Raw genomic sequence first — 21,013 nt, forward strand, 5'->3', positions numbered from 1 at the left:
AATCGCAAGAATTGCTCCGGCAGCCAAAGAAATGGATCTACATAAGAATGGAAGAGCTTGGAGGAAAAGAACGTGTTTGATGAGGGTGCTGAGAAAACAAAATATAAAATACTGATCGTTGAAGACAGTCTGTTCAATCAGATGGTACTGCGGAAGATTCTGGAGGACGGTTATACGATTGCGACATCTGCCACAGCGGAAGATGCGCTGCGAAAGGTGCAGACATTTGAGCCGCATCTGATTCTGCTCGATATCATCCTGCCGGATGCGAATGGATTTGACGTTCTTGTTACGCTGAAACAATCCGAAAATACCCGCAGTATTCCGGTCATTATTATCACGGGCCTTGACAGTGACGAGGACGAGGAAAAGGGGTTTCTGCTTGGAGCGGTGGATTATATCAAGCGTCCGTTTAAGAACGCGATTGTTCTGGCCCGCGTGAATACACAAATTCATATTATTAAGCAGATTGAGACGATCAAACACCTTAGCCTGATGGACGGCCTGACCGGGATTGCCAACCGGCGCGCGTTTGATATTCAGCTGCGGTATGAATGGAACCGTGCGGCGCGCGAGCGCGGCTGGCTGAGCATGATCATGCTGGATGTCGACAGATTCAAAGAGTGCAACGATACATACGGGCACCGGCATGGGGATTTTATGCTGCAAATAGTGGCGCAAACCCTGAAAGAAAAGCTGAAATCTGTAACGGATTTTTTTTACCGGTACGGTGGTGACGAATTTGCCATATTGCTCCCCGGCTTGCCCGCAGAAAAGGCAAGAGTTCTTTCGCAGAGTCTGGTGGCGAGCGTAAACCAAATGCTGCGTTCAGCCGTGAAGGCTCAAAGCTCCTGTGCTCACAGCATCAGCCTGGGTTCGGCGTCTATGCTGCCGCAGCCGGAGCAGAGCCCGGCCGCGCTGGTGGAACGGGCGGATAAAAAGCTGTATCTGGCCAAGCAAAACGGGCGAAATCAAGCGCAGTGTGAATAAAGAAGCGCATAGGAGGATGGCCTCCGATGCGCTTCTTTTATTGCCTGCAAAAGATAAATATAAAATAGGGAAGGCAGGCAGCCGAAGCTGTCTGCCTTCCCTATCCCGTTTCCGGGTAAGCTAAATCAAGTTCAAAAGTAAGTGGATTACTGGAGGAGCTTCAAGATGCTCTGGGGCTGAGTGTTGGCCTGAGCCAGCATGGACTGCGCAGCCTGAGTCAGAACATTGTTCTTGGTCATCTCCATCATTTCCTTCGCCATGTCGACGTCGCGAATGCGGCTCTCGGCGCTGGTCAGGTTCTCGCTGGTCACACCCAGATTGTTCACGGTGTGCTCAAGGCGGTTCTGCAGAGCACCCAGGTCAGCACGAGTGCCGGAAACAGTGTTGATTGCTTCTTCAATCGTGGAAATTGCTTCCAGAGCGCTGTCCTGAGAAGCAACACTAACGTTGCTGATTCCCAAGCCCTTAGAACTCATGTCGGCAATGCTCAAAGAAACCTGCTGATCAGCAGTAGCTCCAGCACCGATCTGCAATTTCAAACCCTTATTGCCAATCTCAGAAGCATCAATTGTTACTGTACCAGTAGTATTTGTAGCGGTAGAAACACCATTACCTTTTAAAGCAGCTACCAAATTGTCTGCGGTGTCAGTTGCGGCTGTACCAATTATAACAGCAGTATTTCCAGAAGCTACTTTGTTAACATCAGCGGCGGTCTGGAACTCATAGGTCTTACCACCAATGACGAGGGTATCGCCTGCACTAACATTAGCATTGGTGATAGCGATCGATTCCTGACCAGCTGTGCCAGCAGCATAAGTAGCGCCTGTTGCACTTGCACCGGAACCTGCAGCAGTAGTGAAGGAAAGGATCTGCGGAGCGTTTGCGCCTTTTTCTTTGGAAGTAAAGGTGTCTGAAGAAGAATCATAAGAGAACAAAGAAGCCAACTCACTGTTGTCGAAAGCAGTCTTAAAAGCAGCTTCAGTATTGGTAGCACCAGTAGTACCATCATCGGAGCCAACATACTTAATGGTAGCTTCCTTCATTTCAGAGCCGGAAAAATACTTAATCGTAACGCTCCGCTCAGTCGCAGCGTCCGCAGCAGCAGTCCAAGTTCCCATTTTAGCTGTACTTGCAGTAGCAGTTGCTTCAGTAACTGCGAAAGCAGTAGCATCAGAGGTAGTGGATTTTGCATAAGTCTTCAGGCTACCATCCAACAGGTTGATCTTGTTGAAGTTGGTAGAAGTGGAGATTCTGTCGATTTCGCTCTTCAGAGCGTCAACTTCCTTCTGGATGTTCTCACGGTCAACATCGTTCTGGTAGGTGCCGTTGGAGGACTGAGTAGCCAGCTCCTTCATTCTCTGCAGAATGCTGTGAGTCTCGTTCAGAGCGCCCTCAGCGGTCTGTACCAGAGAGATACCGTCGTTGGCGTTGTTGGTTGCCTGATCCAGGCCGCGGATCTGGGAACGCATCTTCTCAGAAATCGCAAGACCGGCAGCGTCATCGCCCGCACGGTTGATCTTATAGCCCGAAGAAAGCTTTTCAAGGTTCTTCGCAACGCTGTTGTTGTTGATGCCCAGCTGTCTGTTCGCGTTAATCGCGGAAATGTTGTGCTGAATACGCATAATTTTTTCCTCCTGAAATTTTGTTTTTATTCCGCGGGGAAATCCCTGCGGTATAGGGAAAGGGCGTCCGTGCCCTTGCCTTTTGATTTATGCACCACTCCCACCAGAGCGGGCCCTGCCCTGCGGGAAGAGATACCAAGTGAATGTGAGAACCGTTTTTGTTTTCGGTTCTAATCTATATTTCGGTGCGGATTTGGAAAAGTTTAGTACCAAGATGAGAAAATTTTCATTCTTTTTGTTTTAATAAATCTTTCAACTCGGCTAAAGTTTGCGCCTGCAGCTTTTCGCCCGCCTCGCGATTGATAGAAGCGGTTTCCAGCAGCTCTTTTCGCGTAATGCGAACCTCTTTCGGCGCGCTGATCGCCAGCTTGACCCGGTCGCCGCTGATTTCGGAAATGCGGATTTCAATATTGTCGCCGATCAGGATGGATTCCGATACTTTTCTGCTAATCACCAGCAAAGCGGTTCCCTCCTTCTCATCAACGGCCGTCAAAAAGCCGGTAGCGCAGAGGATATTCCGCATCCTCCAGAATCACCTGCTTTGCATGCTGATTGTAAATGTTAATCACAATCGGGGCTTTCAGATTCACCACGGAATCGGAAAGGGGAGAACGGATCACGGCGATGACCAAAAAGCAGAGATCCTCCGGTTGAGGGTTGCCCAGCAGCTCCAAGTCCCTCTCAGAGAGGCTCGGATGATAATCCTCACGGATCGTAAAGGGATCCATGACAATAAAAGACGGAATCTGGCTGTCGTTGGCAGCCGTCAGGCTCCACAGAAAGTTCTCTTCGTCCTCATGAAACAAAAGATATTCGTGAATCTCCTCAAAGCCCAAAAGGCCCTCGGGGAAAGTGATGATGTTGCGGGAATCCTGGCTCGTATCCATATCCACTTACTCCTGTCAGGTCATAAAGTCGATAAACGATTTGCTGAGTATCTTGGTACCCATTGAGAGAGCCGCGTTATAAGCGTACTGCTGCATGTAAAAATCCATGATGGCATCTCCGGGGTCTACATATTCAATGTCTTCCGCGCGCTCCAGCAGAGAATCGCCCATCGATTCCAAATTGCCTTTCATCGTGCTCAAAAAGTTCGATTTTGAACCGGATTTCGTAATCTCGCCCAGCAGAGCGTCGCTCTGCTTACCGAACTTGTCCAGATACGGCTGAATCTTCTCCATGGAGAAATCGCTGCTCTTCAATTGGTCTGCGATCTGTCCCATCAAAGTGAAAAGGTTGCCCGAAACGCCCGAGTCGTCCTGCCCGTAGCCCAGAAACGCAATGCCGGGGATTGCGGAATTGAACGCGCTCTGCGAGTTGATTGCGGTGCTGTTTGCCCCGGCGGTGGTTTTCAGACCCAGCCCCAGATTGACCAGCACTTCTTCGTTCGCAAGGGCGGAAAGTCCCTCCTGACCAATCGAGCTGGTAAATTTTTCAGAGACAACTTCCTGATATTCAACTGGGGGGCCGGGCGTCTTGACAACAGAAACGGCGCGGTTCATATCGCCTGTAATGCGAATATTCGAGAAGTCGATATCCTTATATCCACGAATCTCGTTAAGCAAATCCTGGTTTGTCTTATATTTGGAAAGATCCGCCTTGATCGTAATATAATTATCTGCAATTGAAACATTGGTGGTTTGGTTTTCTCCGGCATCCATTACCTTCAGCACATAGCCATCCAATGTAGTAACTGGCTTGGGAGGCACGTCGGTTGTCATAACGATATTGCCGTCCTTGTCTTTCAACCCTTCTTCGCCCAGATTCAACTCGATCAGCGTTCCGTTAAAACTGGCCGCGGGCCCGTTCTCCACCTTTCCGGTGTTCACGTTAATTCCGCGGTATAACAGCTCCCCGCTTTCATTGACGGAAAAGGGCGCTTCGGTCATTTCCGTGCCGCCGAACAGATACTTCTCCGCAAACTTTGTATTCAGGGGGGAGAGGAACGCCTGCTGCATCTGGTGCATCTTATCCGCGATAATCTCGCGGTCGCTTTCCGACATCGTGCCGGTAATGGCCTGAATGACGTCGCCGCTTTCCGCGCTGCTGACAATGCTGTAAATAGACTGCATCGCACTCTGGGCCGTCATCAGCTGGCTGTCCACATCGCCCAGAGAATCCTGGTAGGTTTCGTTTTCAGCCATTTCCCGCCGAAAACGATACAGCTTTGTCGCGGCAAACGGATTTTCAGACGTCTTTTCAAAGCTGCGATAGTTGGTCGCTTTTCTGGACGCCGCGTTAAAGTTCCCCAGCGAAGTATTCAGATTTTTGGAATATTGACCGGCAATCATGCCCATTGTGATTCTCATAATGCATTACCTCCGTTCGTTCCCTGTCAGCGGCCAACGACGCCCATTTTGTTGATGATGGTGTCCATTGCTTCGTCCATCGTGGTCATAAAGCGCGAGGAGGCCGTCAGGGCCTGATTGAACATGACCAGATTGATTCCTTCTTCGTTCAGATCCACAGAGGAGATAGAAGCCCTCTGGGTATCGATGTTATTCAGGTTTGCCGAATAGGTTTCGTTCGCATTGGTGGCGGTCTTTATGTCGAGGCCCAGCGTGGTGGAAACCTTCGACACATACGAGCTGAGCGACGTGGTAAACAGAGAAACCCCGCCGTTGGCAGTGGTATTTGAGGCGTCGGTTGTAAACGTCTTCTCTTTGGAAAACTGAAGCACCATGTAAAGAATGTTTTTTCCGCTTTTCGAGTTGTCAACGCCATCCAGAGTTTCTTCCTTCGTGGCGGTGATGTAGTTTCCGGTTGCCGTATTCCACTCATCGGAAATGGAAATATTTGCTGCGGTGATGGGCGTTCCTGCGCCGTCGCTGGAAGAAAACAGCGGTTTTTCAACGGTGACCGTTTTCGTTTTCGTGGGATCATCCGGGTCGGTAACGGTCGTGGAGACCGCGTTCACGTCGTTCAGGGTCTTAGCCAGATCCTGCGCGAGCCTGTCCATTACCTTTTCATAGTAGCCGATTCCGCGGGCGGTGGTCGGCAAAGCATCCGCTGTAACCGTTTCACCGTCCAAAGCCGTAACGGTACCGCCAGCGTGGGCGTCGAACTCGCCGTTGTCGTTGAGCATGGAGAGATACCCGCCGAACACGCCGGTTGTCAGGTCGTCATTGAAAACGTGATCGGAGCCGTCCGTGTTTTTGACCATTTGACCGTCCAGGCCGCGCATGTAAACGGAAACGTTCAGTTCCTTTGTTTTATATACATGAGGATTGCCGTCCGCGCCGTCCGCGGTGTATGCAATCTGGTCCTGATTCTGAGCGGCCTCGAACTGCACGTACTGATCGTTGTCGATGAGCGGGATGGTGTTGTTTCCATTCACCAGACTCACCTGCAGCTCTTCCACGGTGCGTCCCGCGCCGATCGAAACAGAGGAGCTCGAAATCCGAATGTTGAACTCCTGGCTCAGCTGGTCAAGCAGCATATTGCGCTGGTCGCGCAGCTCAAGAGCCGGAACCTGAGAAATATCGCAGCTTTTGATTTCGCGGTTCAGCTGCGCGATATTCTTCAGCAGACTGTTGGCCTGGTCGATGCCGGTGGTCATAAAAGAGTCGGTCTCCTGCTTTCTCACACTGGACAACTGCTCGGCGGCATTGTGAAAGGCCTGTGTCAGCAGCAGGGCGGAGTTCTTCACAATCGTCTCAAGGTTGGTATCCGCCGGGGAGCCGGCCAGCGTGTTGAGCTGCTTGATCAGATCGGTAATCTGGCTGTTGATGCCGTTTTTTCTGATCTCGTCAAAAAGATCCTCCACACTGCTCAGCGTGTTTACTTCCGCGCCGGATTTCGATACCTTTCCGCTTTCCAGACGATAGCGAACATCCAAATAAGGGTCGCGCAGCTGGGAGACGCCCTTGGCGTCCACACCGCCGCCAATCGCCAGATCCGACGTGTTGGCGTACCGCATGTTGTTGCCGGAGGAACCCACCGCATAGGAATCCAGCCGCTGCCGGGTGTAGACGGTAGAGGTTCCGTTCGTGTTAACATTCGCCATGTTCTGGCCGGTAATCCGCAGATTGTACTGCGCATTCTGAATACCGCTTCGTGCTACAAAGTAGGAAGAAAAGCTAGACGCCATGATTTTGCGCTCCTTATACTTTTTTAGAAATGAAGCCGGCGGAATCCGATTCCTCTCTGGCTTTCGCGTCATATTTCTTTTGCAGCTCAGGCTGCTTTTTCATTTTTTTCAGCGCCGCGTCCACTCGCCGAAGCCGCAGCTCGGTCAAATAGTTGCAGCGCAGGTTCATTTCTTTCAGCTCCATGATCAAAGTGGAGAAGTCGCTGAAAAGATCTTCCGCCCGCTGCCGCACCTCTGGGTCAAAGTGGGGAAGAAGCTCGCGGAAGGTAGACACCGAAACCTGAGCGCGCCGCATCAGCCGTTCGCGCTCGGCCTCCATCCCTTTGGATCTCAGCATAAACACTTCTTCCGCTTTCACATGGTCGTTCAGCCTGTCGATTTGTCCCTGAGAAATATCCTGGTATTTCTGCGTTTCCAAAGCGAAAAACTCCTGAAAAAGCACCAGATAACGATTCAGGAAATCTACAAATTCTTCCGATAATGCCCGATCCATCCTATCGCTCCTTGCTGTTGGGGTTCCGCGGCCACGAAGGCTGTGCTGTCATAATAAAAGAGGCCCGGTCGGTCAGACGCTTTGGTCCAGCAGAAGACCGGCCAGCTCGTAAGGGTCAACATTGTATTCTCCCGAGGCGATTCTGGATTTCAATTCTTCCAGAAACTCCGGGCTTTTTTCCTGGCGCAGGCTGGCAACGATCTGTTCTTTGGCCTGCACAAGAGTGGGGCGCTCTGTCTGAGAGCGCTGAGAAATTTCAATGGTGTCGCGTCTGGACGAAGCGGAGATTTTATCCAGCTTGGCTCCGTTTGTCTGCTGGCGGTTCAGCTCGCTGTTCTGTGACGCCTTGTTCACATAGCCGCTGCCGGATGTGTTTGACACGTATCCCTGATTCTCAATTCTCATCTCATTCACCTCATACCCATAATATCGGCACAAATACCCGACAGTTTAGTGGGTTTTTGGGAATCGTTAAGATTATTTTATGGTGTTGTTCTAAAAACAGCCGTATTTTTATGAAACGATTCCCGCATTTTTAACCATGGCTCTATTCTCCGGTTTCTTTTACATTAATATAGATGTGGTTTTTCAAAAGCAAAAGTTTGGAAAATATTGTAGGAATAACAGGTTAAACTTTGCAGAAATAAGTTGACTATTGTCGATTCGATGTATATAATTAGTTTAAATCCGGTCACAAAAACTTAATACTTTATACAAATTTGGGAGTCGAATAAGACTCAAATTCTTCTTCTTTTTTGTGCGTTTTTAGTTTTTTTTAGAAAATCTCAATAAAAATTGGGCAGGAAAACGAGAGGTGTATATATGGATTGGCTGAATAGTGTTCCTATTAATCTTTTAACAAAGGATTTGGACGGGCTTTGGGTGCGTCAGCGGGCGATTTCCGGTAATCTGGCGAATTGGGAAACCCCCGGCTACAAAAGCAGGGAGGTCAGCTTTGAAGAGGAGCTGCAAAAAAACCTTTCTTCACAATCATCGCAAAAAAGGTCGGAGCTGCTGCAGGCGATTGACGATACGCAGCCGCAGGTAACGGTTTCGCAGGCTTTGTCTCAGCGGATGGACGGCAACAATGTGGACGTTGTCGAGCAGAATGCCGAAATTGCAAGAACGCAATTTAATTATATGTATTCTATGCGAGCGCTTTCCGATTATTTTTCACGTCTGCGTTATGTGATCACAGACGGCAGGGGCTGACAATAACAGAAAGGACTGAATGAGTTTGGCTTTTTTGAGTTCCTTGAATATCAGTGCCTCCGCCTTGACGGCGGAGCAGTTCAGAATGGATGTCATATCGGAAAACATGGCGAACGCGTCAACCACCCGCACGCAAAACGGCGGGCCGTACCGCAGAAAGCTTGTCGTACTGCAGACGCAGGGAGAGAATCAATCCCGTTTTCGCCGCATGTTTCAAAACCAGCTTGAGCAGGCCGGTCAGGGCGTGCAGGTGGCTCAGGTTGCGGAAGACCCCAGTGATTTTACGCCGGTGTATGACCCGACACACCCGGACGCCAACGCGGAGGGGTATGTCATGATGCCTAACGTAGACCCCGTCAAGGAGACGGTGGATATGATGGCCGCTACCCGGGCCTGGGATGCAAATCTGACTATGTTCAACGCTGTGAAAAATATGGCTGCGAAAGCTTTGGAGATGGGGAGATAAACCATTATGATGATAACACCGATACAGCCGATTCATTTGCTGGAGGAGCTTAATCAGGCTCCAAAGGCCGCGGATCAGGCGGAGCTGCCTTTTCAGTCTTTGTTCCAGGATGCGGTAAACAACGTGAAGGAAACGGACCAGGCTGTTCAGAATGAGGTATATAAGCTGGCAACCGGCCAGTCGGACGACCTGCATAACATTATAATAGCGTCACAAAAAGCAACCATGTCTGTTCAGCTTTTGGTTCAACTGAGAAATAAGGCGCTGGACGCTTATAACGAAGTTATGAGAATGAGTGTTTAGATTCCGGACTTTTTTGTCGCATTCTACTACATATGTTTGGAAAGGCGTCTGTCAGGGTGAACCATGAATGAGCAACTAAAAAAATATATCGAACCAGTGAAAACCTTTTGGAGCAATCAATCAAAAAAAGAAAAATTATTTGGATCAGCGGCTTGGCGGGGATTGTATTAATTGCCGTATTGGCCGCATATTTACTGAATCGGCCGCCGTATGTCGTGCTTTACCCGGGGCTGGAGCATCAGGAAGCCGTTGAGGTGATGACCGAGCTCGGGAAACGCAACGTCAATTATGAAGAGAAGGACGGCACGATTTTGGTGCCGAAGGATGAAGAAAATTCCCTTCGCATGGATCTTGCGAATATGGGGTACCCGAAAACCGCACCGAATTACGATTTCTTTACCTCAAACACCGATGTAATGACTACGGACTACGAGAAAAAGACAATCGAAAAATATCAGCTCAATCAAAGGCTCGAAGCAGTCATTGAAACGCTCGACGGCGTGAAGAACGCCAATGTGACCATCAGCATACCGGAAGAAAATACCTATGCCTGGAGCAAGGATACCACAAAGCCAACCGCGTCTGTTTCCATTACCTTATATGGGGAGAACTCGCTCAACACAAAGCAGGTCAACGGCATAAAGCAGCTGGTTTCCAAAAGCGTACCGAATCTTACCGCCGAAAATGTGGCGGTTATTGATACCTCCAGCGGCGAAGAACTGGGCGGCGCCAGCGACGGCAGCAGCCAGGTGGATCTCTCCCAGTTCAAAAGAACCATCGAAAAGGCATACGAAAACGATGTGGAAAGCAGCGTCATGAAGGTGCTGGGCCCCGTTTTCGGAGCCAATAATGTCGGGATCACCGCGAAGAGCGTGATGGACGTTGACAAAAAAATACAGGAGATTATTACCTACAAACCGTCGACGGAAGGCGGAAATACGGGTGTAATCAGCGAATCGTCCCAAAAAACGGAGCAGGAGCGCGCGAACGGCGCCTCGGGCGGCGCGGCCGGAGCGGAGACCAACTCCGACATCACCACTTATCCCGGTGTAACGGTGGACGGAAACACCATATATGCCAAGGATGAAAAATCGTATAAATATCTGGTCAGTCAGGTGAAGGAGCAGGTTCAGGGCGATGCGGCCAGCATTAAGGATCTGACGATTTCAGTCGTGATTAATCAGCAGATGATGAACGATACCCAGCGCACGCAGATTGCGAACCTGGTGGCCCATGCGGCTGCGATCGATCCCTCCAAGGTTGTCGTGTACAATGCTCCGTTTGCGGAGAAGCCGGCGGCGGAAACCGCATCGAACGGGCTGATTACTCCCGAAATGACCCGGATTTTGATCTTTGTCGGTATCGGCGCAGCGGCTTTGCTCCTTCTGATTATCATTCTTCTGGCGGTTACAAGGGCCAGAAAGAGAAAAATGGTGGAGGCCGAGGGCGAAGAAATTCCTGTGCCTGAAGACTTCTATGAGCTGACGCCGGTCAGCGGTCAGGAGCCGGAGGAAGAAGCGGAGGAGGATCCGGAAGCCTTGGCAAGAGAACAGGCGAGAAAAGAAGCAGAAGAAGCGCTCCGGAGCAAAAAAGAAGCTTTGGAGGCTCTGGAGAAATCCCGGGAAGTGCGATCTGGAAAAGAGGAAGTTCTGCGCGGCAAGCTGAAAGATTTCGCCGCTCAGAATCCTGAAATCGCGGCCCAGTTGATCAGAACATGGCTGAGGGGTGATGACTTTAATGAGTGAGACAAAACTGGCAGGACCTCAAAAAGCCGCATCCGTTATTGTTGCGATCGGCGTTGAAAATGCCTCGAAACTCTACAAATATTTAAAAGAGGACGAGGTAGAGCAGCTCACTTTTGAAATTGCGAGGCTCGACCAGCTTTCCGCCCAGGACGTGGAGGATACGCTGGATAACTTCTATCAGGTTTGCCTGACGCAGAAGGTAATTACAGAGGGCGGCGTGGAATATGCGCGCAACGTTCTGGAAAAGGCGTACGGCACGCAGATGGCGACCTCTTTGCTGGAGAGAGTCACGCGCAATTTGAGGACAAAGGTGTTCGAGTTCATCCGCAAGGCGGACTACAAAAACATCATCGCGATCATTCAGAACGAGCACCCGCAGACAATCGCCCTGATTCTCTCTTACACAAGTGCGGATCAGGCGGCCAGCGTCATCGGGGAGCTGCCCAAGGATGTCCGCCTTGAGGTCGTTGAAAGAATCGCAACAATGGATCGAACCTCGCCTGAGATCGTTAAAATAGTGGAGCAGAACCTTGAGAAGAAATTCTCTTCGCTCATGTCTCTGGATTTTACCGAGATCGGCGGCGTCAATTACATTGCGGATATCATGAACAATATGGACAGAGCGAACGAGAAGTATATCTTCGACGAGCTGACCCGCAAGGATGCGGCTTTGTGCGAAGAAATCCGCAAGAGAATGTTTGTATTCGAGGACATTACCGCTCTGGACGACATGTCCATCCAGCGTTTTCTGCGCGAGGTGGATTCCAAGGATCTGGTGTTTGCGCTCAAGGGCGCCAACAAAGAGGTGGCCGAAACAATTTTCAAAAACATGTCTACGCGTTCCAGCGAAAGTGTTCGCTCCGATTTGGAGTACACGCACAATGTCAGGCTGCGTGACGTGGAAGAAGCGCAGCAGCGCATTGTCGGCATCATCCGCCGCTTGGAGAGCGAAGGCGAGCTAGTGATTGTGAAGGGCGGAAAGGATGAGTTCATTGCCTAACGTCATCAAAGCTTCGCAATATACACATTCCGGGGTGCGGGAGGTCAAGCTTTCAGAGCTGGCCTCGAGCCAGAGGCACGGCGAGCCTGCCGGGGTTTCCGCAGTGCGCGGAGATGGCAGCCGCAGTCAGGAAGCCATTTTGCAGGAGGCTTTGGAGCAGGCGAAAAGCATCGTGGAGAACGCCCGCAGCTACACCATGAATCAGCTGCGGGAATCTACGGCGCAGATGAATGAGGAAGCGTCCCGCATCAAAACCGCGGGCTACCAGGAGGGGTTTTCCAGGGGCAGCGCCGAAGGCTTTGAGAAAGGCCACGGCGAGGGCTACGAAAAGGGCTATGAGCAGGGCCTGCGGGAAGGCCATGAGGCCGGAATCCGCGAACTGCGGGAGCAGTCCGACCGGCAGCGCGAGGAAATCACCCGGCTGATCGAAGACCTTGAGCAGAGCAAACGACAGATTCTGGAGGAATTCCGGTCGGGGATCGAAGCGCTGTCCATGCAAATTGCCCGCAAGGTGCTGCACCGGGAGGTCAGCGAAGGCATCGCGGTTCCCGCGATCGTGTCCGGCGTGCTGGAGGAATATCACGATCAGGAATGGGCGTGCATTCATGTGTCTTCCAGAGTGGCGGAGCTGCTTCAGGCCGATCCTCAGCTGATGGAACGCCTGCAGTCGGTTTCAAAAAATCTGCGCATTGTGCCCCTGGCTTCATTGAAGGATTCGGATTGCCGGATCGACCTGCCGGACCGTCAGCTGGACGCTGGGGTGGAAACACAGTTAAACGAAATTTCTTACGAGCTCCACTTGTAAACGATACGGAAAGGGGGAGAGCAAATGACGCTGGACGAACGGCTGGAGCGCCTGCAGGAGATGGACTCCGTGGTTTGCAAGGGGAAAGTCGCCAATATTGTCGGCTCAATGATCGAAGTCAGCGGCATATCCGCCAACGTCGGCGATATCTGCACCATCGAAGGCGCGCAGGATTCTCCTCCGGTTCTGTCGGAGGTGGTCGGCTTTAAAAACGGGAATGTTCTTCTGGTCGCCTACGGCGATGTGAAGGGGGTTGGTCTTGGCAGTCTGGTTCGCTCCACCGGCCGAAAGCTGTGGATTCCGGTTGGGGATTTCCTCATCGGGCGAATCATCGACGCGACCGGCAGTCCGATCGACGGCAAGGGCGAATTCCCAACGGGAGAACGCTACGGGGTCGATTCAGCCTACATCAATCCGCTGGAGAGGCCCCGCATCAGCGAGCGGCTTACCTTCGGCATCAAGGCGATCGACGGTATGCTGACGATCGGCAAAGGCCAGAGAATGGGCATTTTTGCGGGCAGCGGCGTTGGAAAAAGCACCCTGATGGGGATGATCGCCAAAAACGTTACCGCGGATGTGAACGTGATCGCTCTGGTTGGCGAGCGCGGGCGCGAGGTTGCCGAGTTCATGGAAAAGGATCTTGGCCCCGAGGGCCTCGCGCGTTCCGTTCTGGTGGTGGCGACGTCGGATCAGCCGGCAATGTACCGCCTGAAATGCGCGATGGTGGCAACCGCCGTCGCGGAATACTTCAAGGATCAGGGCAAGGATGTCCTTTTGATGATGGATTCTCTGACCCGGTTTGCCATGGCCCACCGCGAAATCGGGCTGGCGGCGGGGGAGCCCCCCATCGCACGCGGATACACGCCCGGTATTTACGCAGAGCTGCCCAAGCTCCTTGAGCGCAGCGGCAACTTTAAGCAGGGCTCCATTACGGGCATCTATACGGTTCTGGTAGAGGGCGACGATACCAACGAGCCGATTTCCGATACCGTGCGCGGTATTATAGATGGACATATCGTGCTCAGCAGAGAGCTGGCACACAAAAATCATTACCCGGCCATCGACGTCAATGCCAGCATTTCGCGCCTGATGAACGACATCGTGCCGGAGGATCACCGCCAGGCCGCGGGCAAAATTCGCAACTGGCTCTCTGTTTACCGGCAGAACGAAGACCTGATCTCGATCGGGGCGTACAAGCCGGGGCTGAATTTCCGTTTGGATGAGGCGGTCAAAAAGATGGATTCCGTCAATCAGTTTTTATGCCAGCAGGTGAATGAGTGCTTTTCTTTTGAGGACACCATTCAAATCATGAAAGAGATGTAGCAGAGAATGAAGAAATTTGTGTTTACATTGGAAAAGGTCCTCCGCTTTCACGAGCAGGAGCTGGATGTCAAAAAGCAGGAGCTGTCTGCCCTGCGGGCCAGTCTGCGCGACCTAGACCACGAGATTCAGCGCGTGAAGCTGGAGCTATCCCAGCTGAATCAGGAAATGTCCCGCGCCATGATCTCCGGCCTGAACGCCAGAGACATTGCGGTCTATAAAATGTACTTCCGTTCCATGGAGCTGAATATCCGCCGTTTGGAAACGCAGCGGGTTGAGCTGCGAAACAAGGTGGAAGAAAAACAGGCAAGCGTCGTTCAGTCGAATCAGGAAATATCCGGTCTGGAAAAGCTGCGCGACAAGCAGTTCGATGAATACAACGCCGGCTGCCGCAGGCGGCAGGAGCTGGAAATCGAAGAATTTGTTTCGCAAGGGATTAAAGTTTCCTGATTCTTTCTGAAGTTTATTTGATACAGTTGAGATTGAAAGGAGGTGAAAATCAATGGTGCAACAAATCAGTGTACAGCAAATCAGCCTGCCCAAGGCAGAGCCCAAAGAAAAGATTCAGCCGGATGCGGCCAGCTTTAAAACCGCTCTGAAAAAGGCCGAAAGCTCTCTTCCGTCCAAAGAAACGAAGGGCGAAACCGAAAAAGCGGATACACAGACGTCAGGCGAAGAAGCGCTCCCTACGGCAAAAGAAGAAAAACTGCCGGAGGCGGTTCCGCAAAACAGCATCGTTTCTCCGGCAATGCTTTGGCTTGTGATGGGAAATGCCTCCGCTGCACAGCAGGGGGAACAACCACCGGCAAATCTTCTCCCCACGGCGGTTCCGCAGGTTCTTTCGGCATCCTCTGAAACGGCGCGCGCAGCTCTCACAGCCATCGGTTCCGCGGCGGAAAAAACAGGTGTGCCGCTGCAGCAGCTTCTTCAGCAGCAAACAAGCCCGCAAACGCAGCCCGCCGTGCCGGCAGCCGCAGCCCAAACGGCGGATATTCCCGCCGCACAGCAGGCGCAATTGCCGCCGGTACAGCTTCCCGCTTTGCAGCAGACGGAAGCGCCCGTACAGCCGATCGTACAGGAAGCAGCGCTCCCGCAGCTTGCAGTGCCGCCGGCCGATCCGCTTTCCGTCTCCTCCAAAACAGAGCAGAAAGGGAATCAGGCGGTTCAGGGGATTCCCGCTCTTTCGGCGAATGCTCCCGGCGCGGCGGCCACAATGCCCGTTCCGGTGCAAATCCGGCAGAACAATGCCGACTCCGCCTTATCCGGCCATACACAGGACAAGCCTGCCGACACAACGGGGAACGCCTCCGAGCAGCACAGCGATTTCGCGGCTCTGTTCGTCAGCCAGAACGACCCCGTTTCCGCTTCCTTTGCGGCGCATGCTTCCGCTTCGTCAAAGCTTTCTGCCGGTACGGCCGCTCACCTGACGGAACAAATCGTCAAAAATATTCAGGCCCAAAACAACAGCTTCCGCATGGAGCTGTTCCCGCAGAATCTCGGCAAAATTTCCGTTTCGCTTAAAATGGAGCAGGGCCTGTTGGTGGTGGATATTCTGGCGGACAGCCCCAGAACACAGAGTCTGCTGGCGTCCGGGTCCGGTGAAATCCGTTCTTTGCTGGAATCAGCCGTAGGCCAGCCCGTTCAGGTAATGCAGCCGCCGCAGGATGCCCCCGCCTATTACCAGCAGGAGCAGGAATCCTCCGGTCAGCAGCAGAACGAGCAGCAGAGCCGGCAGCAACCGGAGCAGGAAACGACAGAAGATTTCCTCAATGTTCTTCAGCAGCTCAAAGAACAGAGCAGCATCCTATGACAAAGGAGGTGTCCCATTGGATATCAGCCAAATCAACAGTTACAGCGGCGCATCCACTCAAAGAAGCAGTGCCAAATCCTCATCTTCCCTCAGCATCGAGCAGTTTTTAAGCCTGCTTGCGGCACAGCTTTCAAATCAGGACGTTCTGAACCCGACGCAGGATACCGAGTTTGTGGCTCAGATGGCCCAGTTCACCTCGTTGCAGGCTCTGGAAAACCTGAATCAGTATGCAGGCTACCAGTACGGCAGTTCCCTGATCGGGAAAAAAGTAAGTGTTGCAAAGTATGATACGACCGGAAAGTATGTCTCCGACATCGGAATCGTCAGTCAAGCCGATTTTTCGTCCGGCGATACGACGGTTACGGTCAACGGCAGGTCATACGGACTTTCCAATATTATGGAAGTGGTCAATGACGCGAGCTACGAATCCTATCAGTACGCGGCTTCTTTGGTGGGCAAAAAGGTTCAGGTCAGCGGCTACGATAAGGATGGCAAGGTGGTGGAGAACACGGGAACGGTTACTTCCTGCTCCTTTGCTTCCGGCGAGGCCATGGTGGTTGTCGATGGCCAGAAATACACGCTTTCGGCCGTACGCCAGGTTCTTACGCAGGATGCGGATCCCGCGGACTCCGGCGATAAGACCTCCGGCGACAAGCCTCCCGATACTGATTCATCGGGTTCTGCGAACCCGGCCGCCAAAGGATGAGCTGCTTTTTGAGCCTTTCAAAAAGGAGTCGCTATGAACGATTTAGAATTTAAGAAAAATTATTCCGCGTTGATTCCGCCGAGCTACGGCGTGACGAATCCGTTGCCGTCTCAGGCGCAGAAAACGCAGGTAAAGCCCCAGAACAGTGAGTTTGCCGCGCTGGTGCGCCAGTCGCTCTCCAAAAACAGCTCGCTGAATTTCTCAAAGCACGCCGTTCAAAGACTGGAGTCCCGCTCCATTGAGCTTTCTCCCGAAAGGCTGACACAGCTCAGCGGCGCGGTAGAAAAAGCCAGAGCCAAGGGCGTGCGCGACGCGCTGATTTTGGACGGAAGCACGGCATTTATTGTAAATGTCCCCAGCAGTACGGTCATTACCATGCTCAATGGCCGGGAAATGGCAGAGAACGTGTTTACCCATATTGACGGAGCCGTTGTATTGTAACCGGACCTCGCAGAGGAAGTTACCGGGCTTTGACCGACAGATAAGCCCGACGGCGCCGGACACAGAAAAGGAGATTAACTATGCTGAGATCACTTTTTTCCGGTGTGACCGGTCTGAAATCCCATCAGACCAGAATGGACGTCATCGGCAATAACATTGCCAACGTGAATACCTATGGCTTTAAATCTTCGCGCGCGACTTTTCGCGACGTGTATTATCAAACGATTTCTTCCGCCACCAATGCATCCGGTAACCGGGGCGGCAGCAATGCATCACAAATCGGTTACGGTTCCTCGGTGGGCTCAATCGATATTTTAAACGGCCGTACCGGCTTTGCCTCCACAGGGCGCTCCATGGATTTATACATCGATGGCGAGGGCTACTTTGTGGTAAAGGACGGCGCCGGCAACGAGCGCCTGACACAGGTTGGTACCTTCAGCTTCGACGGCGACGGCAACCTGACCGACGGCAACGGCAACTTTGTGTGCGGGTATTCGGTTGCGTCCACACAGAGCACAACCAATGTAGGTACCACCAAGATCACCTTTGGTAATTTGACGGACGGTGAAAAAAACGGACAAGGTTATCTGGATGGCTACCAGATCGAGGTTGTAAAGGATACTGCGACCGCGACTACCTCTAAGGTTGATATCGATTTAAAAAAGAAAAAGATCACTGTAACTCTGGGGGCCGATAATATGACGAAGGGCGGCCTGATGACTGCCCTGACTACAAACTGGCCGACGACTCCAACAGATGGTGATAAAGATGCTTCCGATAATTATATTATCGGCAAGGACAAGGACGGAAAAGACGTTTTATGGTCAGATTGGTCTACGTCTTTCGATAAATCATTAATTAAAGTAGACGGCATCAAATCCGGTGATGCCAGTACGGTCGCCGGTTATGCGGATGACGTCACAGCCACTACCGGTAAAATTACGGAAGAGGCCAATTTTGAGGGTGACGGAACGGGCAAGGAGAATGTAAAAAAAATCATCAATACAAAGGGTGAAATGAAGAATATCTCCGTTGGTACCGACGGTACGATCACCGGTGAAGGCACCGACGGCACGATTCAGATCATCGGCAAAATCGCCGTTGCCAACGTTCCAAACCCCGACGCTTTGCAGCACGAGGGGAACTCCTACTACAAGGCTGTCGCCAACACGGGCGACATCACTTATACCAGCGCGGGCAACGACAGCACCGGCGCGCTGAGAAGCGGCGGTCTGGAGCAGTCCAACGTAGACCTCGCGAATGAATTCTCCGATATGATCATGACGCAGAGAGGCTTTCAAGCAAACTCAAAAATTATTACCGTCAGCGATGAAATGCTCGAAACGCTGGTAAACCTGAAACGATAATTGAAAGTGGCTGCCGTTCCTGGGCCGGGGTCGGTTCAGGAGCGGTGGTTCCATATCAAAGAGGGATGTGCGTTATGGTAGAGCTGACGAATATGAATGGCGTAACGTTTGTGCTCAACAGCAGTTTAATTGAAACCATTGAACTGATTCCGGAAACAAAAGTGACGACCACGACCGGCAAATATTTTCTTGTTCGCGAAAAGCCGGAAGAAATCGTTCAAAAGGTCATTGCTTACAACCAAAAGATTTTCCAGAATGACATTCGCACATCGTAGTGCGGCACATGCCCGGGCTTTCCCTGTGGGGGGCCGTCCGGATCCTCCGGAGCTGTCCTCGGGTGTTTCACGAGGGTCAGGACTTGTTTTTATACCGCAGATTTTAACTTGACGAGGGATTGGTGGTACTATGGCGGAAATATTGTCGCAGCAGCAGATCGACGAGTTGCTGGGCAGTTTGCAAAGTGGAGATGTCGATTTTAAAGATGTGGAAACCCAATCAAACGGCCCGAAAGTAAAAGAATATGACTTTATGTCGCCCAAAAAGTTCTCTCGGGAGCAGCTGAAGCTATTGGATAATATTTTCGATAACTTCTCGCGCATGCTCAGTCTGCAGCTGGCCAGTATGCTCCGCATCTCGTGCCAGATGGAGATATTGCAGGTAGAGGAAGAGGACTATAAAGAGTTCAATAACGCGCTCAACGATTCCGTTTTGGTCGCGATGATCGGAATGCACAATCAGGAGCACCGTATTGATGACAAGCAAATTCTGTTAGAGCTGTCCCGCCCGATTTCGTTTTCGATTATTGACCGCATGCTGGGCGGAAACGGCTCCGGATACAATATAGACCGGGATTATACCGATATTGAGCTCGCGCTCATGGAGTATCTGTTTAAGCAGATGCTCGGCCTGCTGAAAAATTCCTGGTCCAATTACATCGAAATTGATCATACACTCGATATGATCGAAACAAACTCGCGTTTAATGCAGTCAATACAGCCCGACGAATCCGTCGCCATCGTGGTTATTGAGATCACGCTGGAGGATAATTTAAAAGGGAATATGAATATATGTTTACCCGCCGCTTCGCTGGAGGAGATTTTTAAAGTATTCAACTCCAAATACATTAGAATTCCGCGCAAGGATGACCCTGAGGTGGAGCAGGAACGCAAAGAGATCATCATGAAAGGCCTGAAAGCATCGCCGCTTTATGTTTCGGCTGTGCTTGGAAAAACACAAATCACTCTGAAAGACTTTTTAGGTCTTCAGATCGGGGACGTGATCACCCTCAATACGCCGCTTGAAGAAAATCGGATCACGGTTTGCGTGGAGGATCTTCCATGGTTTACCGGGATGATCGGAACCAAAAAGAAAAAGTACGCGGTAAAAATTGATCAAATATTATAATTTTCGAATGGAAAGGTGATTTCTATGGAGCCTAACGGGTCTAATCATGAGGAACTGATGTCGCCAATGGAAATCGACAGCATTGGCGAAATCATGAATATCAGCCTGGGGTCGTCTGCCACTACAGTTTCCACTTTGCTGGAACAGCGCGTGAATATTACCACACCCCGGGTAACCATCGTCACAGCGCAGGAGTTTGAGTTCAAGGGCCTTGAGCCCGCCGTGGCGGTCGAAATCAATTATGTCAGCGGTCTGGATGGAACGAACGTGATGGTTCTCAAGGAATCGGATGTTCGCATTATTGTCGGGCTGCTGCTGCAGACAGAATACTCCGAGGAAGATTTCGTTCTGGACGAAATGAGCCTGGGTGCGATCTGCGAAGTGATGAATCAAATGATGGGCGCTTCGTCCACTGCGCTTTCGCAGCTTTTGAACCGCCCGATTAACATATCGCCGCCGAGTTCTTTTAAAATTGAAAACTCCGAGCAGTTCAAAAAGAAATACTTTAACGACGATGAGCCGATCATCGCCATTCATTTCAATTTGATGATCGGCGAGTTGACAAACAGTGAATTCATCAGTATTATGAGCCTGGGCCTGGCGAAGGATTTAATTTCCAGCTTTGGGTTCGGCAGTTCCTCTTTGGAAAGCACGCCGAAGCCCGCACCGGTTCAGGCTGCACCGGCCCCGGCTCCTGCGGCTCCAACGCCTCCTCCGGCAGCCCCGGCGCCGCGTCCGGCCCCGCCCGCTTATCAACCCGATCCGCAGGCGGGCTTTGCGCAAACGGCCTACGGTGTTCCGGCAGCGGCGTACAGCGCCCCGCCAGCACCTATGGCGCCGCCGATGCAGCCCACGCCGGTGATCCGCGGAAATATGCGTCAGCCTGAAAGCCCGCCATATGAGATTCAGAGCGCGTCGTATCAGAATTTTGACGAGCAGGAAACAGTGCTGACCACCGATCAGTCCAACAACCTGAACATGATTTTGTCGGTACCGCTCGAGGTAACGGTAGAAATCGGCAGTACCAAGCGGAAAATCAAAGAGATCCTCGATTTTACCACAGGTACGATTCTGGAGCTGGACAAGCAGGCCGGTTCGCAGGTGGATATTTTTGTGAACGGTCAGCGGATTGCCAAGGGCGACGTTGTTGTGGTGGATGATTACTACGGAGTCCGTATTACTGAAATATCAAGTAATGTTGATATTATCAATGCTTTAAAATAAAGAATAAGGATTTCA

General features: G+C 51.6%; 23 protein-coding genes. 16 read left to right on the forward strand and 7 right to left on the reverse strand.

Annotation, left to right across the window (positions count from 1 at the left end):
- Positions 1-57: 57 nt before the first annotated feature.
- Positions 58-990 (forward strand): GGDEF domain-containing protein, encoded by a 933-nt coding sequence (locus G340_RS0108655; protein ID WP_020073256.1) that lies wholly within the window; start codon positions 58-60, stop codon positions 988-990.
- A 146-nt stretch (positions 991-1,136) separates the two neighbouring features.
- Here G340_RS0108655 and G340_RS0108660 read toward each other — a convergent pair whose 3' ends face one another.
- From G340_RS0108660 to G340_RS0108690, 7 genes are all read right to left on the reverse strand, one after another.
- On the reverse strand, positions 1,137-2,612 hold the full coding sequence (locus tag G340_RS0108660) for a flagellin N-terminal helical domain-containing protein (RefSeq protein ID WP_020073257.1): 1,476 nt from the start codon (positions 2,610-2,612) through the stop codon (positions 1,137-1,139).
- 226 nt (positions 2,613-2,838) lie between these two features.
- Positions 2,839-3,066, reverse strand: a complete 228-nt coding sequence (locus tag G340_RS0108665) for a carbon storage regulator (RefSeq protein ID WP_242824593.1) — start codon at positions 3,064-3,066, stop codon at positions 2,839-2,841.
- Between the two features lie 25 nt (positions 3,067-3,091).
- Positions 3,092-3,499, reverse strand: coding sequence for a flagellar assembly protein FliW (fliW, locus tag G340_RS0108670; protein WP_020073258.1), 408 nt, complete (start codon positions 3,497-3,499; stop codon positions 3,092-3,094).
- Positions 3,500-3,514: 15 nt separating this feature from the next.
- Positions 3,515-4,921: a flagellar hook-associated protein FlgL gene (gene flgL, locus G340_RS0108675; protein ID WP_020073259.1), complete on the reverse strand. Its 1,407-nt coding sequence runs from the start codon at positions 4,919-4,921 to the stop codon at positions 3,515-3,517.
- A gap of 26 nt (positions 4,922-4,947) precedes the next feature.
- A complete protein-coding gene (flgK, locus tag G340_RS0108680) occupies positions 4,948-6,702 on the reverse strand; it encodes a flagellar hook-associated protein FlgK (RefSeq protein ID WP_020073260.1) in 1,755 nt (584 codons plus the stop codon).
- 13 nt (positions 6,703-6,715) lie between these two features.
- Positions 6,716-7,195, reverse strand: a complete 480-nt coding sequence (locus G340_RS0108685) for a flagellar protein FlgN (RefSeq protein ID WP_020073261.1) — start codon at positions 7,193-7,195, stop codon at positions 6,716-6,718.
- A gap of 72 nt (positions 7,196-7,267) precedes the next feature.
- Positions 7,268-7,576 carry a flagellar biosynthesis anti-sigma factor FlgM gene (locus G340_RS0108690; protein WP_326522358.1) on the reverse strand — a complete coding sequence of 103 codons (309 nt, stop codon included), beginning with the start codon at positions 7,574-7,576 and terminating at the stop codon, positions 7,268-7,270.
- 441 nt (positions 7,577-8,017) lie between these two features.
- Between G340_RS0108690 and flgB the strand changes: the two genes are divergently transcribed.
- From flgB to fliY, 15 genes are all read left to right on the forward strand, one after another.
- Positions 8,018-8,407 carry a flagellar basal body rod protein FlgB gene (gene flgB / locus G340_RS0108695; protein ID WP_020073263.1) on the forward strand — a complete coding sequence of 130 codons (390 nt, stop codon included), beginning with the start codon at positions 8,018-8,020 and terminating at the stop codon, positions 8,405-8,407.
- Between the two features lie 25 nt (positions 8,408-8,432).
- Positions 8,433-8,873, forward strand: a complete 441-nt coding sequence (gene flgC, locus G340_RS0108700; RefSeq protein WP_027103934.1) for a flagellar basal body rod protein FlgC — start codon at positions 8,433-8,435, stop codon at positions 8,871-8,873.
- A gap of 6 nt (positions 8,874-8,879) precedes the next feature.
- Positions 8,880-9,176 (forward strand): flagellar hook-basal body complex protein FliE, encoded by a 297-nt coding sequence (gene fliE / locus G340_RS0108705; RefSeq protein WP_020073265.1) that lies wholly within the window; start codon positions 8,880-8,882, stop codon positions 9,174-9,176.
- A gap of 152 nt (positions 9,177-9,328) precedes the next feature.
- On the forward strand, positions 9,329-10,921 hold the full coding sequence (gene fliF, locus G340_RS0108710; RefSeq protein ID WP_326522359.1) for a flagellar basal-body MS-ring/collar protein FliF: 1,593 nt from the start codon (positions 9,329-9,331) through the stop codon (positions 10,919-10,921).
- Positions 10,914-11,921: a flagellar motor switch protein FliG gene (gene fliG / locus G340_RS0108715; protein ID WP_020073267.1), complete on the forward strand. Its 1,008-nt coding sequence runs from the start codon at positions 10,914-10,916 to the stop codon at positions 11,919-11,921. The genes fliF and fliG overlap by 8 nt, the downstream gene beginning before the upstream one ends.
- Positions 11,905-12,726: a FliH/SctL family protein gene (locus tag G340_RS0108720; protein ID WP_326522360.1), complete on the forward strand. Its 822-nt coding sequence runs from the start codon at positions 11,905-11,907 to the stop codon at positions 12,724-12,726. The genes fliG and G340_RS0108720 overlap by 17 nt, the downstream gene beginning before the upstream one ends.
- A 24-nt stretch (positions 12,727-12,750) precedes the next feature.
- Complete coding sequence (gene fliI, locus G340_RS0108725) at positions 12,751-14,049, forward strand: flagellar protein export ATPase FliI (RefSeq protein WP_020073269.1); 1,299 nt, start codon at positions 12,751-12,753, stop codon at positions 14,047-14,049.
- Positions 14,050-14,055: 6 nt separating this feature from the next.
- Positions 14,056-14,496 carry a flagellar export protein FliJ gene (gene fliJ / locus G340_RS0108730; protein ID WP_020073270.1) on the forward strand — a complete coding sequence of 147 codons (441 nt, stop codon included), beginning with the start codon at positions 14,056-14,058 and terminating at the stop codon, positions 14,494-14,496.
- 52 nt (positions 14,497-14,548) lie between these two features.
- Positions 14,549-15,856 (forward strand): flagellar hook-length control protein FliK, encoded by a 1,308-nt coding sequence (locus G340_RS0108735; RefSeq protein WP_020073271.1) that lies wholly within the window; start codon positions 14,549-14,551, stop codon positions 15,854-15,856.
- Between the two features lie 16 nt (positions 15,857-15,872).
- Complete coding sequence (locus tag G340_RS0108740) at positions 15,873-16,562, forward strand: flagellar hook assembly protein FlgD (RefSeq protein WP_020073272.1); 690 nt, start codon at positions 15,873-15,875, stop codon at positions 16,560-16,562.
- A gap of 33 nt (positions 16,563-16,595) precedes the next feature.
- The gene (locus tag G340_RS0108745; protein WP_020073273.1) at positions 16,596-17,003 is read left to right on the forward strand and encodes a TIGR02530 family flagellar biosynthesis protein; all 408 of its coding nucleotides are present in this window, start codon (positions 16,596-16,598) and stop codon (positions 17,001-17,003) included.
- An 80-nt stretch (positions 17,004-17,083) separates the two neighbouring features.
- Entirely contained in the window at positions 17,084-18,370 is a 1,287-nt protein-coding gene (locus G340_RS0108750; protein WP_020073274.1) for a flagellar hook protein FlgE, read from the forward strand.
- 74 nt (positions 18,371-18,444) lie between these two features.
- A complete protein-coding gene (locus G340_RS0108755) occupies positions 18,445-18,645 on the forward strand; it encodes a flagellar FlbD family protein (protein WP_020073275.1) in 201 nt (66 codons plus the stop codon).
- A gap of 130 nt (positions 18,646-18,775) precedes the next feature.
- A complete protein-coding gene (gene fliM, locus G340_RS0108760; protein ID WP_020073276.1) occupies positions 18,776-19,774 on the forward strand; it encodes a flagellar motor switch protein FliM in 999 nt (332 codons plus the stop codon).
- A gap of 24 nt (positions 19,775-19,798) precedes the next feature.
- A complete protein-coding gene (gene fliY / locus G340_RS0108765) occupies positions 19,799-20,998 on the forward strand; it encodes a flagellar motor switch phosphatase FliY (protein ID WP_081626942.1) in 1,200 nt (399 codons plus the stop codon).
- Positions 20,999-21,013: the final 15 nt, after the last annotated feature.

The sequence above is a fragment of the Faecalispora sporosphaeroides DSM 1294 genome (assembly GCA_000383295.1).
In the GTDB taxonomy this organism is placed as follows: domain Bacteria; phylum Bacillota; class Clostridia; order Oscillospirales; family Acutalibacteraceae; genus Faecalispora; species Faecalispora sporosphaeroides.

Excerpts from the sequence above, each read along its gene's own strand:
- fliM (WP_020073276.1), top strand. The coding sequence starts at position 18,776 with ATGGCGGAAATATTGTCGCAGCAGCAGATCGACGAGTTGCTGGGCAGT.
- G340_RS0108660 (WP_020073257.1), bottom strand. The coding sequence starts at position 2,612 with ATGCGTATTCAGCACAACATTTCCGCGATTAACGCGAACAGACAGCTG.
- G340_RS0108720 (WP_326522360.1), top strand. The coding sequence starts at position 11,905 with ATGAGTTCATTGCCTAACGTCATCAAAGCTTCGCAATATACACATTCC.
- fliW (WP_020073258.1), bottom strand. The coding sequence starts at position 3,499 with ATGGATACGAGCCAGGATTCCCGCAACATCATCACTTTCCCCGAGGGC.
- G340_RS0108735 (WP_020073271.1), top strand. The coding sequence starts at position 14,549 with ATGGTGCAACAAATCAGTGTACAGCAAATCAGCCTGCCCAAGGCAGAG.
- fliY (WP_081626942.1), top strand. The coding sequence starts at position 19,799 with ATGGAGCCTAACGGGTCTAATCATGAGGAACTGATGTCGCCAATGGAA.
- G340_RS0108745 (WP_020073273.1), top strand. The coding sequence starts at position 16,596 with ATGAACGATTTAGAATTTAAGAAAAATTATTCCGCGTTGATTCCGCCG.
- G340_RS0108755 (WP_020073275.1), top strand. The coding sequence starts at position 18,445 with ATGGTAGAGCTGACGAATATGAATGGCGTAACGTTTGTGCTCAACAGC.
- fliG (WP_020073267.1), top strand. The coding sequence starts at position 10,914 with ATGAGTGAGACAAAACTGGCAGGACCTCAAAAAGCCGCATCCGTTATT.
- flgB (WP_020073263.1), top strand. The coding sequence starts at position 8,018 with ATGGATTGGCTGAATAGTGTTCCTATTAATCTTTTAACAAAGGATTTG.
- G340_RS0108750 (WP_020073274.1), top strand. The coding sequence starts at position 17,084 with ATGCTGAGATCACTTTTTTCCGGTGTGACCGGTCTGAAATCCCATCAG.
- G340_RS0108685 (WP_020073261.1), bottom strand. The coding sequence starts at position 7,195 with ATGGATCGGGCATTATCGGAAGAATTTGTAGATTTCCTGAATCGTTAT.
- fliI (WP_020073269.1), top strand. The coding sequence starts at position 12,751 with ATGACGCTGGACGAACGGCTGGAGCGCCTGCAGGAGATGGACTCCGTG.
- fliE (WP_020073265.1), top strand. The coding sequence starts at position 8,880 with ATGATGATAACACCGATACAGCCGATTCATTTGCTGGAGGAGCTTAAT.
- fliJ (WP_020073270.1), top strand. The coding sequence starts at position 14,056 with ATGAAGAAATTTGTGTTTACATTGGAAAAGGTCCTCCGCTTTCACGAG.
- flgK (WP_020073260.1), bottom strand. The coding sequence starts at position 6,702 with ATGGCGTCTAGCTTTTCTTCCTACTTTGTAGCACGAAGCGGTATTCAG.
- flgL (WP_020073259.1), bottom strand. The coding sequence starts at position 4,921 with ATGAGAATCACAATGGGCATGATTGCCGGTCAATATTCCAAAAATCTG.